Raw genomic sequence first — 13,497 nt, forward strand, 5'->3', positions numbered from 1 at the left:
ATTATTCAATAATAAACAGTGGTTGATCAAACTCAATCGGATCTTCGTTATTAACTAATATTTCTTTAATAACACCCGCTTTATCAGCTTCAATTTGGTTCATCATTTTCATTGCTTCTAAGATACATAATGTATCGCCAACTTTAACTGTTGAGCCTACTTCAACATAAGATGCAGCTTCAGGAGAAGCAGAGCGGTAGAATGTACCGACCATTGGAGATTTAACAACGTGACCTGAAAGGGCTGCTGGAGCCGCTGAAACACTTGCTTCTGGTGTTGCTGCAATTGCCGCAGCTGCAGGCGTTGGTGCTGTAGGTGCAGCAGCAGGGTAAACCGCTGGAGCTGCCATCATAGGTGCTGGACTGTAGCGATTGATGCGTACTGATTCTTCACCTTCTGTAATTTCTAATTCTGAAATACCAGACTCTTCTACTAGCTCAATTAATTTTTTTATCTTACGAATATCCATGAATAAACCCGTCTCTAATTGTGTTTAAATTTAATGTGTTTTATTTATGTTTGGTGCAAATGGTTGACGGCGGCATTTAAAGCCATCGAATAACCCATTGCTCCGAATCCTACGAGAACGCCTTGTGCAACATCAGAAAAATAAGAGTGATGTCTAAATGCTTCTCTTTTGTGTACGTTTGATAAATGCACTTCATAAAAGGGTATATCAACACTAAGTAATGCATCTCTTAAAGCAACACTGGTATGTGTAAATGCGGCTGGGTTGATAATAATAAAATCAACCTTGCTCCAGGCTGAATGTATACACTCTATGAGTGCCTGCTCACCATTACTTTGTAGGTGTTCTAGCTCAACATCTAAATCAGCTGCTTGCTTGTTTAATGATGCAATAATATCGTCAAGTGTTTGGGAACCATAGGTCTCAGGCTCTCTTTTTCCTAACATATTTAAATTTGGTCCGTTAAGGACTAAAATCTTAAATTTAGCAGTCATTTTCTGCGAACGTTCCTTTAAAGTAGTGATTGCCGTTATTTTTAATTGTTCAAGTCATAACTTAATAGGTTCTGGCTTGAATCGCAACTTTTTATCACGTTAACCTAAGAGTATAGTGATTTCAAAGAAAATAGCAGCAAAATACTGGTCTAATCAGTATGCAGTAGAAAACTGAGGATGGGAACTATATTTGGAGCAAATTTTAGCTGGTTAGCAAGAAAGCTCTTTTAGAAAATTTCTTGCTAACTTGCTAACTTGCTAACTTGCTAACTTGCTAACTACTGTTTTAACTTTTCTAAGTGTGCAGCAAAATTATTAGCATCCATAAAACCTGTTACGCGTTCAGATGTGAGTTCTTGGCCTTGTTTGTCAAAAAATAAAATACTGGGAAGGCCAAATACATTAAAGTGTTTCATAAATAATAAAGCATCATCTGGGTCTGAAAGATCAACTTGTATTAATGTGTAGTTATTGAAAGCTTTAATAACTTTGCTATCGCTAAAGGTATAATGTTCAAATTCTTTACATGCAACACACCAATCTGCATATAAATCAATCATAACTAATTCATTTTTCTGATTTGCCAATATTATTTCTTTTTGTAACTGTTCTAATGTTGTTACTTGTTTAAATTTTGAATTTTCAGTGTTGTTTAATGTATTTAGCTGTTTATCTATTGTTAGAGACTGCTGTTTTGGCTCTAAATATATGTTTTGTAATATGCTTAATGCAGTAAATAGCATTACAAATGCGCCTAGCCATAATATTGTTTTACCTTTTTCTTGCTTCGTTTGTGTATTCCAATGATACAAATAAGTTGCAGTTGCAATCATTAAAATAGCACCTAAAGTTAAAATTATGTCATAACTCATTATGCGCTCTAATAAGATCAACGGCACAACTAACATAACAAAGCCGAATAGTGTTTTTACTTGATCCATCCAAGCACCAGCTTTTGGTAATAATTTGCCACCAGAAGTACCTAGGAGCAATAAAGGTATTCCCATGCCGATACTCAGAACATATAGCGTAATGCCACCAACTAAGTAATCTCCATTTTGCGCAACATACAATAAAACGCCTGACAGAGGCGCTGTCGTACAAGGTGATGCAATTAAACCCGATAATACACCCATTAAAAACACACCAATATAATTACCGCTTTTTTGTTGGTTACTCACTTGAGTTAAGCGTGACATCCAGCTACTTGGTAGCCTTATTTCAAACAAACCAAACATAGATAATGCAAGTACCACAAATAATAAACTAAAGGCGATTAATATATATGGGTGTTGTAAATAAGCTTGAACCTGACCACCTAATGTCGCGACTACTAACCCTAATAAAGCATACGTTACAGCCATGCCTTGTACATAAACAAACGATAGAGCAAAAGCACGTTTAGTTGAAAGGTTACCTGCTTGTCCAGCAATAAGGCTAGATAAAATAGGAAACATAGGAAAAACACAAGGTGTGAAAGCTAAGGCTAAACCTAAGAAAAAGAATAAAACTAAATTATTAATAAAATCTTGGTTTGCAAGTTTTTCTGTTAAGGAAGGTTCATTTTCAGTATTGATTTTGATTTGTGGGATATTAGTTGTTACATCTTTTGTTTTTAATTTACTTAAAGGAATTGTCAATGTTTCTGGTGGATAACACAGTCCAGCCTCTGCACACCCTTGGTAGCGTATTTTAACGATTGCGTTTTCTTTAATGTTTGAAAGATTAACAACTAAATTTAAATTATCGAAATACACCTCTGTTTTGCCAAAAAATTCATCTTCAATCCAATCACCTTTTGGTAGTAAGGGTTGTTGAATATTTGCTTCTTTTGCAATGAACTTTAGCTTTTTATTATATAAGTAATATCCAGGTGTAATTTCCCAGTTAATAAATAGCTTTTCACCTTGTTGGTCAAAGTCTAATTTGAATGCATCAGCAACAGGTAAAAACGTTTGTGCTTGTGGTGTAATTAGTTCATCAAAAATATTGTTTGCGTAACTAATTGTTGGAGATAATAAATTGATTGATAAAATCAAATATAAAAAAATTTTAAATAAAAAACGCATTAAACAGTTACCTCTTGAAGCCTTAATAAATGGATTTGATTTTTCTTTTTTAATGACCTGAATTCCAGGTTTTTTTATGATTTAGCACTATTTCATGAAATACATTCAACTAACATTAATTTTTTGCTCATTACATTATGTATGAAATATCAAACTTACAATAAACTTAAAGCAATAAAATATATGATGAATTTTTGAATGCTATGTTTATACCTTAGTTTGACGATCAAATCAGCTAAATAAGCTTAATCTTGGGTTGAATTAAGACCGTTTCACCCTCATTTATATTTCATTATCTTTTCCTTGAGGTTTTTATGTTTAAAGCATTACTCTTAATTTTTATTATTATTCCTATTATTGAAATAGCGTTATTGATCCAAGTTAGTGACATTATTGGTGGTTGGAGCACAGTTGCATTAGTCATAATCACAGCATTAATAGGCGCAAAATTGGTAAAACAACAAGGAACTGATGCACTCAAAAATGTGCAATCTCAAATGGCACAAGGGCAAATGCCAGCGCAGGATTTATTTTCAGGTTTGTGTGTCATTATTGCGGGTGTATTACTTGTAACTCCAGGCATTATGACAGATGTAATAGGCTTTATTTTACTCACTCCTGCTATTCGCAATAAAATGGCTGCAGGATTAATTAAACATGCTCATATGCGTACTTCAGCTGGTACACAAGGATTTAACTTCTCTTCTGGAGGCTTTCAACAAAATACTTTTAATTCTCATGAAAACCAAGGGAATACGTATGAAAATGAGGCTCCAAAGGAAACACCTAAAGTGCTAGAAGGTGAGTTTAAGCACAAAGATTGATTTTTTTTATTCTTTTATAGCTAATTAGCTTGGGATAAATAAAATCATCCCCATAAATATAATCAAATATTATTCAATATATTTGTTGCTGTTTTTAAAGTAGCAATATGAAATATCAACATTATTAGGAACATAAAATGAACTTACGTCCATTAAATGATCGCGTTATTGTAAAACGCTTAGAAGAAGAAACAAAATCAGCTGGCGGCATTGTATTAATGGGCTCAGCGGCAGAAAAATCGACTCGTGGTGAAATTGTTGCTATTGGTAATGGCCGTGTTTTAGATAATGGTGACCGTAAAGCATTAGAAGTAAAAATTGGCGAAACAGTTATCTTTGGTTCGTACATTGAAAAAACAGAGAAAATTGAAGATCAAGAATACTTGATCATGCGTGAAGATAACATAGTCGCAATTGTAGAATAATTTCTGCATTCATTTACTTAATTAAAATTTTATAGGAATTCAAAATGTCAGCTAAAGACGTAATTTTTTCAGGTGATGCTCGTGCAAAAATGCTTGCGGGTGTGAACATTCTTGCTAACGCAGTTAAAGTAACTCTCGGTCCTAAAGGGCGTAATGTTGTATTAGATAAATCTTTTGGTGCACCAGTGATCACAAAAGATGGTGTATCTGTTGCTAAAGAAATTGAACTTGAAGATAAGTTTGAAAATATGGGCGCTCAAATGGTTAAAGAAGTTGCTTCTAAAGCCAATGATGCTGCTGGTGATGGTACAACAACTGCGACTGTTTTAGCACAATCAATTGTAAATGAAGGTTTAAAATCAGTTGCAGCGGGTATGAACCCAATGGATCTAAAACGTGGTATTGATAAAGCTGTTGCAGCGGCAGTAGGTGAATTAAAAGCAATTTCACAACCTTGTTCTGATACTAAAGCAATTGCACAAGTTGGTACTATATCAGCTAATTCAGATACTGAAATTGGTGAAATCATTGCAAGTGCTATGGAAAAAGTAGGTAATGCATCAGGTGTTATCACTGTTGAAGATGGGCAAACTCTTGAAAATGAACTGGATGTTGTTGAAGGCATGCAGTTTGACCGTGGTTACTTATCTCCTTATTTCATTAATAATGCCGAGAAAGGTGTGGTTGAATTAGATAGCCCATTTATTTTATTAGTAGATAAAAAAGTATCAAGTATTCGTGAACTTTTACCAACACTTGAAGGTGTTGCAAAAGCAAGCAAGCCATTGCTAATTATTGCTGAAGACCTTGAAGGTGAAGCGTTAGCAACTTTAGTTGTAAATAATATGCGCGGTATCGTTAAAGTTGCAGCCGTTAAAGCGCCAGGTTTTGGTGACCGTCGTAAAGCGATGTTGCAAGACATCGCAATTTTAACGGGTGGTACTGTTATTTCTGAAGAAATCGGTCTAGAGCTTGAAAAAGCACAGATGGAAGATTTAGGTACTGCTAAGCGTGTTGTTATCTCAAAAGATGATACAACAATTATTGATGGTGCTGGCGAGCAAGAAGGAATTGCAGGCCGTGTTGCACAGATCAAAGCACAAATTGAAGAAGCGACTTCTGACTACGATAAAGAAAAATTACAAGAACGCATGGCAAAACTTGCCGGTGGTGTTGCTGTAATTAAAGTGGGTGCTGCTACTGAAATTGAAATGAAAGAGAAAAAAGATCGTGTTGAAGATGCATTACATGCAACTCGTGCGGCAGTTGAAGAAGGTGTGGTTGCCGGTGGTGGTGTTGCATTAGTACGCGTAGCAAGCAAATTACTTGCACTTAAAGGCGATAATGAAGATCAAAATCATGGTATCAAAGTTGCGCTTAGAGCAATGGAAGAGCCACTTCGTCAAATTGTATCAAATTCAGGTGATGAAGCATCTGTTGTTGTAAACAATATTAAATCAGGTGAAGGTAACTATGGTTATAACGCTTCAACTGGCGAATATAGCGATATGATTGAAATGGGAATTTTAGATCCTACTAAAGTAACGCGCTCAGCATTACAATATGCAGCATCAATTGCTGGTCTGATGATCACAACTGAAGCTATGATTGCAGATGTACCACAAGATGCGGCTGCTCCTGCAATGCCTGATATGGGTGGCATGGGTGGCATGGGTGGAATGGGCGGCATGATGTAATAGATTTTAAATCTATTACTTTAGCCCAACCATTTAAAAGAAAGCCCGAATAGCAATATTCGGGTTTTTTATTAGCTGTTTATCAATATCTAATAATACTTTTGTTATGTCTTAATTGTAGATAAAGCGAAAGTTATCTTCCAACCCAATGCCTTCAATGATACGAGGCGGACGTTCCAGCATAGATAAAAACATGAGTTTTTTGACGATGATTTATATCGAGAAGCTTTTAATCCTGAATGTGAACTAAGCCACCATTACTGTCGTTCAAGTAATTTAATTTATATGACCTTTATGTAAACATAGAAGAAGTTAGTTATTTTTTAGGACAACCGATCGTTGTCTTTGTTAATTGTTTATTCTGTAAGTTCACTATTCGTATATCGAGTTAATTAACACTTTATTACGTACTGACGTGATAAATCTAGGGTTTAAAGTTTAAATATTTGTGTTCATGTAATCATTTTAACTATATGTGATCTAGTAATATCGGGATTCTAACCCTTGAAGGAAGCCTTTCTGCTGCTCCAAAATTTCAATTAAATACTCACGGCAAACACGAACTCTAGCTGTTGAGCGCAAATCAATATGGCTCAGTATCCAAAAAGCCCAAGTAGATGGCATCATTTTTAAGTCTAGGCGGCGTAAACTTGGTTCTGAGTCACCTACATAACAAGGTAATCTAGCCAATCCGTATCCATTTCGTGCGGCCTCCATCATACTGAGAACTTCGTTTGCGCGCATAACCACACGGGCATTAGGAAAATGATCTGCAACCCATTCAGGGGTTTTATGGTCGTGTTCCCATAAAATTAGACTATCGGCTGTTCGTTTTTTGTTGAGATATTCAGTGCTGCCGTATATACCGTGACCAAGCATTGAAATTTTTCGACCCACTAAATATTCGGGAGGTTTAGGGCTTAACCGCAATGCAATATCTGCTTGCCGGCCAGACAAGTCGGCTAAACTGGTAGAACTAAGTAACTCAAGAATAATTCCAGGGTACTTTTCTGTGAAGCTGCCTAATTTTGGCGTGATGAGCCGACTGAAAACATCATAGCTTGCGGTAACTTTTAAGCTGCCACTCAATTGAGCGTCCATGCCAAATACATCTCTGTCGGCTACCTGAATAAGTTCTTCCATTGACACCGCGTGTGGATACAATCGTTCAGCCACTTGTGTCATTACATAGCCTGTGGGTAATCGATCAAACAAACGGCTGCCTAATTGTTTTTCTAACGCACTAATACGGCGCGCAACAGTTGTATGCTCTACCGACAATACACGTCCAGCGCCACTTACTGAACCCTCCCGAGCAAGCGCGAGTACATAGCGTAGGTCATTCCAATTAATACTCTCTTGCAGTGTTTTTTTTATCGGTTTTTGTTCCATAGACATAAGTATATCCTTTGTTTGTGCATAAATGCACACTTAGTGTTTATTTGCTCGTATTTACGGGTTGTTAATGCACAGATAGTATACATAACATTCCTGGTAAGCAAAGTTTTGAGACAAGTTCAGGGATCAATTAACTCACACACTTAACAGAAATAAATATTTGGAGAATTATCATGAAAGCATTTGTATACACAGAAATTCAAGCATCGGTTCCATTTGCACAAGCACCATGGAAAGATATTAACAAAGCACTTAAACAACAACCTGGAATTTTAAATAAAACGTGGTTGTCTGGTGTTGACGATTTATCGGTTGGCGGTTTTTATACGTTTGACTCCGTAGAAAACGCACAAAAATTTGTCACCGAGTACTTTCCAAGTGAAGCACGTAGCTTAGGTGTTCCACAGCGCACACTTATATTTGACGCCGTTACTGTAGAAGAAGCGAGTAAAGACATGGACTCAATTCATTTTGGCGCTAAAAACAAACAACAGCCGGGCGCTTATGTTTATACCGAAGTTCAGTTAAGCGCGTTACCTTTTGATAATGCACCATGGCGCGATATCAATCCTGTGTTAAAGCAGCAACCGGGTATTTTAGCTAAAACGTGGTTAAGTGGATTACACACAGGAACACCTGGTGGTTTATATGCGTTTGATACGATTGAGAATGCTAAAAACTTCGCTATTAATTATTTTCCGCAAGAAGCCAAGCAATTGAATGCTGCGTTCACTACCCGTGTATTTGACGCCAGTATAGTGGAAGAGGCCAGCCGCGAAATGAATTCACCATTTTACGAGTAACAGAGTTGCTTTAACGATGATGAGAGGGGAGCCCCTCTCTTTATTAACTTTACGAAGGAATAAAAATGACAACCACAACACAAGTTTATAATTCGATGACACCATCGCGCATTTTGCACACTATGTTTAGAGTGAGTGATTTAGAACAGTCGATAGCGTTTTACCAAAACGCACTGGGTATGCGCGTTTTTTCTAAGGAAACATATACAGAGGGACGATTTACATTAGTATTTATGGGATACGGTGACGCACAAACAACGCCGTCTATCGAGTTAACTTACAATTGGGATCCCAACGCCTATCAACATGGTACGCGTTATGGCCATGTTGCATTAGCTGTCGAAGATCTTTACGGATTATGTGAACGATTAACTAAACAAGGCATTACAGTACTGCGCGCGCCAGGGCAAATGAGTTTCGTTTCTGACGAAACCGGGGAAAGCGATGTAATCGCATTTATAGAAGACCCTGATGGATACAAAATTGAACTTATTCAAGCGTGAAGAAAATGGGATTTCTCTACAATTTAACTTCAAATGAGCAATCTGTAGTAAAGCACTCTGTTCCTTAGGTTTACTAAATTCGCGTCTGTTTTATAATCGGAAAACTGAGCTTAGTTTCTTTTAATGACTAGCGCCAAAACTAACCGATGAAATATTAAAATAGTTTTAATTCATGTTCACTTTCGAATTTGAACGTTTCCTTAACAGGCTTGAGTTTGGTACACAAATACCGACTATATTGTGGTATTAGTTAGCGTTCTGAGATGAACTCCCAACTACACCAATGAACTTAAACTTGCACCTCAAATGAGAAATGAAATTTAGTGAGTATTGACCTAAATATGCTCGTGGTTTCACAAAAGTTCAATGACCGATTTTGACTATAAGCCGTCCTTTGAGAAGGCTTTTAGTATCTAACGCATGTCTGATATGGTGCTATGCAGATAATGAGTAGTCACTAATTTGGGCTCTGTGTTGAAATAGGGGGTTAAACACGATGAATTGTTTATTAAATATTTTATTTCATTAAGTTTCAACTGTTTAACTGAGTTCCTTAATTGAAAGGGGTGTAAAGTGGGGTATCCCATTCTTTGTTTTTTATTTTTTAATTGATTATCAGTTGTTTAGGTTATGAGTGGGCGGCATGATGTTGCTTATGCTTGCTTAGATTGCCACTTCATCGTTGCTTTATAATTTCGTTTAATAAATACTAAACGTTGTAAATAAAACAACTCGAATTAAGCAATTTACTCTGTGCGCATACTCGCGTTCAAATGAAAGCCCGAATAGAAATATTCGGGCTTTTTGTTTCTTGAGATCTTTTTAAGATCTTTATTTTAAATTAGATCTTTGGCATGTTTCTTGTTTAATAAATAATGAAATTATAAATGACAATTTTTTAAATACGATGGAGGCATCATGCAAATAAGTAACGAATTATTAACGGACGTTAGTGCAAGCCAAGAAACCAATAAACAAATTATTGACATGTTAGGTTTAAAACATGATGGCGATATTCAGTTTCATGTTTATCAAACTCAAGTTGATGATAAAGAAATTTATTGTTGTTTATCTGGTGGTCTAGTAGAAAACAATGAAATTGTTTTTACACCTGTAGGTTTAGGTGCTTTTGAAGCATTAACAAATGTTAAGGTGACTGAAGATAATTATTATGCTGAAGAACTAAAAGTTGAAAACGGTTCAATTCAGCAACAAATAGAAGCGGTTTTTAATAAGGTACCTGCAGAATCTAAAGTATGTTTCATAGGTGATATGACAGGAACATTAAAATCATCAATTTCTAAAGTTTTCCCACTGGCTTTAAATTGATTTCTAGCTTGGTTAGCGAGTCATTTGTAATACTCGCTAACTTGCTTTTAGGATGCAGGATCTACTATACCAGCCACTGAGTTATTTTTTCTAAACCAACCTGCAATTGAATATCTAATATCATTAGTAGGTAACACTTCGTGTGCAAACCGTTCACTTTCAAAAACTATCAGTGTGCCTGCCTTTGGGGAGATCTTTTCAATTACTTCATCAGATATATCAGAATAAATGAGGAGTTCACCACCTTGCATTGGTGTGTTTAAGTAGCAAACAGTAGTAAAAATGCGATTAGATCGCCCCTTAAAAGCATCTAAGTGCTTTTTATAAAAATCCCCTATATCATATTTAGCAAAATGGCTTTCATAGTCAAATAAACCTAAATAAAAATGACGGTTAACAGCTAGGCGAATATCATTCATTAAATTAAGGTAGGTTTGTTGACTTTGATTGTTATTTTTTAACCAAAATGTTTTGTCTGTGCGGATTTTATTATCTTGTTTTAAATCTTGCTGGCGGCCAATTCCTGCCGAATGAAAATTACTCTGATTAGATAAGCAATCTTGGTATAGTTGTTCTATTAAATTTTGCGGAATGGCGTTTTCTATAACGCCATAACCTTGGTGTTGAATTTTATCAAGAATTTGATTGATTGTTTGAGGAAATACTTCATTGCTATAGCTATCCACAAGATTTTCCAAGTACGCAATTATAATGGGTCACTAATTATATTGTAATTAGCTCTGAGTTTCCTCACCAATATAACGTAATAAGTTTAAAATATCTGGGTGTGTTGTTTTATTACTCGCTACTGAGATTGATAAGTCTATGCCTCTAGATTGTTTTTCTGGTTTTATAATAATAAGTTCGGGGTTATTTTCAATTTCATTTGTATATTCAATACCTGCAAGGGCAAGATGTTTAGCATCTTTTAAATAACCGGTTATTTGTTCAAATGTACCTACTTTCATTGTGGTCAGTTTTTGCATTGATGCTGCTGTTTCTTGAAGCATTTTTTGAACTTGTAAGTTTTTTGATAAACAACCAAGTACAGAAAAGGGTGTTAATGTCTCTTTATCTATCGTTGTCTCTGAACTTAGAGCATGATTTTTATTTGCAAATAAAATAATTTGGTCGGGTAAATAAACTAAATGTTCGGTTATTGCAAAGTTATTAGGTATTTGCATTGTACTATCAATTGTAATATCGAGTTCAGAATCCGCAAGTTTGTTAGATAACGATGATCTATCTTGTTGTTGAATTTCGATTTCAATATCTGGAAATTTTTCCATAAATTTTTTACAAACAAAGGGTGTTATTTCAGCTGTGTTTTCAGTTACGCCTACAACGATTTTACTAGCGTTGTCATTTGTAAAATCACTTAATTGTGTTTTAAAATGATTGAACTGCTCTAAAGCATTCGCACAATAGGTTAAAAACAACTCCCCTGACTGTGTAATTGAAACCGATCTCGTAGATCTTGTAACTAATTCACAGTTAAGTTCTTGCTCTAATGTTTGGATGCTACGAGTAAGTGCGGAGGTACTTAAGTTACAGTGCTCTGCAGCTTGTCTGAAATGACGAAATTCTGCTAATGCTAAAAACTGTTTAAATTGTTCCAGTCTCACTTTATTTATCCTTATACACTCATTTAACGAGAGCAGACTCCTGCCGCTAATATCATTGAAAGTATGATATTTTTATATCTTAATAAAGTATGTTAGGTGATGGCAATAAAAATGGACTTAAAATGTGGAATTAATTTAAGATAACGAATAAAACGAAATAATGGTTGTTTTTTAGTCAGGAAATCTGTCTCTTATGGCAAGAAATAGGTCAAGTTCATTTAAAAATATATCAATAAGGTGAGGGTCAAAATGCTTTCCTCGTTCTTCTTTTAATAATTTGATTATTTTTTCAAGTGGCCAAGCCTTTTTGTAACAACGATCGCTCCCTAATGCATCAAATACATCAGCAAGTGCTGTGATCCGCCCTGAAATATCAATATCTTTTTCTTTTAAGCCTTGAGGATAACCTGAGCCATTCCATTTTTCATGATGTTGATGGGCAAGTATTGCGCCTTGTTGCAAAATTTCGTTGGTTGAATTTTTAAGTATATCGAACCCCTGTTGAGCATGAGATTGCATTATTTCCCATTCTTGTGGTGTATGTTTTCCGGGCTTATTTAAAATGACATCTGGAATGCCAATTTTACCAATATCATGCAATGGTGAAGCGAACTTTATTATTTCTGCCTGATAAGGAGTTAAGCCAGATTTTATCGCTAAAACATAACTGTAGTTTGCGACGCGTTTTACATGGCTACCAGTTTCTTTACTACGTTTTTCAATTGCTTCCCCTAAAATATAGGATAATTCTTTTTGAGACTCTCTTACTACTTCACGTAAACACAAATTATCGTAGGCAAGTGCAATATTATTAGAGAAAAACTCTAATAACTGATGGTCTGAATCTTGTAATTTTGATGACTTGCTCACATATAACATGGTTTCTAAACCATCTTTAGTCGGAAAATAACCTACAAACTCGTTATCATTTTTTATGGATACCTTTTTATTATGAGCGTTAACAAATAGATCTCTTATCTTATTTGGTACTTTTGCGTTTTCATTTTCGTCTACATCTCCTGTGGCCGCTAATAGTTGAAAGTCCCCCGCAGACTTAAATTGAGAATTGACGGCTGCTGCACAATAAATTTCATTATCATCAAGTCCCATCACTTCTGATACATGTCCTAAAATAGTTGAAGCAAATTGATTAACTGTATCGCACTCAAGAAAGTGTGCAGAAGCATCTATGATTTTTTCTAGGCTGCGCTTATGTTTTTCAATAATTAGAATATCACGATAGGCTCTAAGCGCTGAATATAACAATGTTTTAAGTTTTATAGCCGTTAGTTCAGTTTTATTTTTATAGTCATTAATATCGTAGTCACGGATCACTGATTCTTCAGGGGCTTCACCTGGTTGCCCTGTTCTTAATACTAAACGTACGTCATGGTTTTTTGCATCTTCACGTATATATTTTACTAAATCTAAGCCTGCATGGGTGGTTTCCATAACAACATCAATCAAGCACACCGCAATATTATTTAACTGAGAAATTTTTTCTTTTGCTTCTTTTGCAGAATAAGCATGATGAAAATGTAATTGCTTGCCTTCAAAATGAAAGCCAGACAATACAAGTTTAGTGACTTGATGAATATCGTCTTCATCATCTACAACTAAAATATCCCATTCATCTAGAGGTTCAGGTGATGGGATATGGGTTTCTTGAATATCATTAGCGAATAAAAAATCTGTCACAGAATCAAGATCCTCTTCTACTTTAGTTTAAGCGTAGTATAGAGATAATTTAAAGAAAAATAATTTTTCCAAAATCTGTAATTGTTTTTGTTATTAAATGTTAATTAGGTTTTCATATTCACTAAATGAGGGGGATCGGCTAAACTGTTATAAATATTTACCC

General features: G+C 35.4%; 13 protein-coding genes. 6 read left to right on the forward strand and 7 right to left on the reverse strand.

The window, feature by feature from the left end; genetic code table 11:
- Nucleotide 1: 1 nt before the first annotated feature.
- The 3 genes from accB to BM088_RS00170 form a co-directional block, all read right to left on the reverse strand.
- Nucleotides 2-469, reverse strand: a complete 468-nt coding sequence (gene accB / locus BM088_RS00160; protein ID WP_091978625.1) for an acetyl-CoA carboxylase biotin carboxyl carrier protein — start codon at nucleotides 467-469, stop codon at nucleotides 2-4.
- Between the two features lie 44 nt (nucleotides 470-513).
- The gene (aroQ, locus tag BM088_RS00165) at nucleotides 514-963 is read right to left on the reverse strand and encodes a type II 3-dehydroquinate dehydratase (protein ID WP_091978627.1); all 450 of its coding nucleotides are present in this window, start codon (nucleotides 961-963) and stop codon (nucleotides 514-516) included.
- Nucleotides 964-1,241: 278 nt separating this feature from the next.
- Nucleotides 1,242-3,032 (reverse strand): protein-disulfide reductase DsbD, encoded by a 1,791-nt coding sequence (locus BM088_RS00170; RefSeq protein ID WP_091978629.1) that lies wholly within the window; start codon nucleotides 3,030-3,032, stop codon nucleotides 1,242-1,244.
- Between the two features lie 314 nt (nucleotides 3,033-3,346).
- On the opposite strand from BM088_RS00170, the gene BM088_RS00175 reads away from it, so the two are divergent.
- From BM088_RS00175 to groL, 3 genes are all read left to right on the forward strand, one after another.
- The gene (locus tag BM088_RS00175) at nucleotides 3,347-3,856 is read left to right on the forward strand and encodes an FxsA family protein (protein WP_091978631.1); all 510 of its coding nucleotides are present in this window, start codon (nucleotides 3,347-3,349) and stop codon (nucleotides 3,854-3,856) included.
- A 137-nt stretch (nucleotides 3,857-3,993) separates the two neighbouring features.
- Complete coding sequence (locus BM088_RS00180) at nucleotides 3,994-4,281, forward strand: co-chaperone GroES (RefSeq protein WP_091978633.1); 288 nt, start codon at nucleotides 3,994-3,996, stop codon at nucleotides 4,279-4,281.
- Between the two features lie 44 nt (nucleotides 4,282-4,325).
- Nucleotides 4,326-5,978: a chaperonin GroEL gene (groL, locus tag BM088_RS00185; RefSeq protein ID WP_091978635.1), complete on the forward strand. Its 1,653-nt coding sequence runs from the start codon at nucleotides 4,326-4,328 to the stop codon at nucleotides 5,976-5,978.
- A gap of 480 nt (nucleotides 5,979-6,458) precedes the next feature.
- Here the strand turns inward: groL and BM088_RS00190 are convergent, their stop codons facing one another.
- Nucleotides 6,459-7,376, reverse strand: a complete 918-nt coding sequence (locus tag BM088_RS00190; RefSeq protein WP_091978637.1) for a LysR family transcriptional regulator — start codon at nucleotides 7,374-7,376, stop codon at nucleotides 6,459-6,461.
- 173 nt (nucleotides 7,377-7,549) lie between these two features.
- Between BM088_RS00190 and BM088_RS00195 the strand changes: the two genes are divergently transcribed.
- The 3 genes from BM088_RS00195 (at nucleotide 7,550) to BM088_RS00205 (ending at nucleotide 10,011) form a co-directional block, all read left to right on the forward strand.
- A complete protein-coding gene (locus tag BM088_RS00195) occupies nucleotides 7,550-8,179 on the forward strand; it encodes a hypothetical protein (RefSeq protein ID WP_091978639.1) in 630 nt (209 codons plus the stop codon).
- 95 nt (nucleotides 8,180-8,274) lie between these two features.
- Nucleotides 8,275-8,682: a lactoylglutathione lyase gene (gene gloA, locus BM088_RS00200; RefSeq protein ID WP_091979109.1), complete on the forward strand. Its 408-nt coding sequence runs from the start codon at nucleotides 8,275-8,277 to the stop codon at nucleotides 8,680-8,682.
- A gap of 918 nt (nucleotides 8,683-9,600) precedes the next feature.
- A complete protein-coding gene (locus BM088_RS00205) occupies nucleotides 9,601-10,011 on the forward strand; it encodes a hypothetical protein (RefSeq protein WP_091978641.1) in 411 nt (136 codons plus the stop codon).
- Nucleotides 10,012-10,058: 47 nt separating this feature from the next.
- Here the strand turns inward: BM088_RS00205 and BM088_RS00210 are convergent, their stop codons facing one another.
- The 3 genes from BM088_RS00210 to BM088_RS00220 all read right to left on the reverse strand — a co-directional run bounded on the left by BM088_RS00210 (nucleotide 10,059) and on the right by BM088_RS00220 (nucleotide 13,334).
- Nucleotides 10,059-10,697, reverse strand: a complete 639-nt coding sequence (locus BM088_RS00210; protein WP_177207901.1) for a 2OG-Fe(II) oxygenase — start codon at nucleotides 10,695-10,697, stop codon at nucleotides 10,059-10,061.
- A 48-nt stretch (nucleotides 10,698-10,745) separates the two neighbouring features.
- Nucleotides 10,746-11,636: a LysR family transcriptional regulator gene (locus tag BM088_RS00215; RefSeq protein ID WP_091978646.1), complete on the reverse strand. Its 891-nt coding sequence runs from the start codon at nucleotides 11,634-11,636 to the stop codon at nucleotides 10,746-10,748.
- A 171-nt stretch (nucleotides 11,637-11,807) separates the two neighbouring features.
- Nucleotides 11,808-13,334, reverse strand: coding sequence for a DUF3369 domain-containing protein (locus tag BM088_RS00220; RefSeq protein ID WP_091978648.1), 1,527 nt, complete (start codon nucleotides 13,332-13,334; stop codon nucleotides 11,808-11,810).
- Between the last annotated feature and the right edge of the window lie 163 nt (nucleotides 13,335-13,497).

The sequence above is a fragment of the Pseudoalteromonas denitrificans DSM 6059 genome (assembly GCF_900112265.1).
GTDB lineage: Bacteria > Pseudomonadota > Gammaproteobacteria > Enterobacterales > Alteromonadaceae > Pseudoalteromonas > Pseudoalteromonas denitrificans.

What these genes read in the sequence shown, in the direction of transcription:
- BM088_RS00170 (WP_091978629.1), bottom strand. Translation starts at nt 3,032, where the DNA reads ATGCGTTTTTTATTTAAAATTTTTTTATATTTGATTTTATCAATCAAT.
- aroQ (WP_091978627.1), bottom strand. Translation starts at nt 963, where the DNA reads ATGACTGCTAAATTTAAGATTTTAGTCCTTAACGGACCAAATTTAAAT.
- BM088_RS00190 (WP_091978637.1), bottom strand. Translation starts at nt 7,376, where the DNA reads ATGTCTATGGAACAAAAACCGATAAAAAAAACACTGCAAGAGAGTATT.
- BM088_RS00180 (WP_091978633.1), top strand. Translation starts at nt 3,994, where the DNA reads ATGAACTTACGTCCATTAAATGATCGCGTTATTGTAAAACGCTTAGAA.
- BM088_RS00175 (WP_091978631.1), top strand. Translation starts at nt 3,347, where the DNA reads ATGTTTAAAGCATTACTCTTAATTTTTATTATTATTCCTATTATTGAA.
- groL (WP_091978635.1), top strand. Translation starts at nt 4,326, where the DNA reads ATGTCAGCTAAAGACGTAATTTTTTCAGGTGATGCTCGTGCAAAAATG.
- BM088_RS00205 (WP_091978641.1), top strand. Translation starts at nt 9,601, where the DNA reads ATGCAAATAAGTAACGAATTATTAACGGACGTTAGTGCAAGCCAAGAA.
- BM088_RS00195 (WP_091978639.1), top strand. Translation starts at nt 7,550, where the DNA reads ATGAAAGCATTTGTATACACAGAAATTCAAGCATCGGTTCCATTTGCA.
- gloA (WP_091979109.1), top strand. Translation starts at nt 8,275, where the DNA reads ATGACACCATCGCGCATTTTGCACACTATGTTTAGAGTGAGTGATTTA.
- accB (WP_091978625.1), bottom strand. Translation starts at nt 469, where the DNA reads ATGGATATTCGTAAGATAAAAAAATTAATTGAGCTAGTAGAAGAGTCT.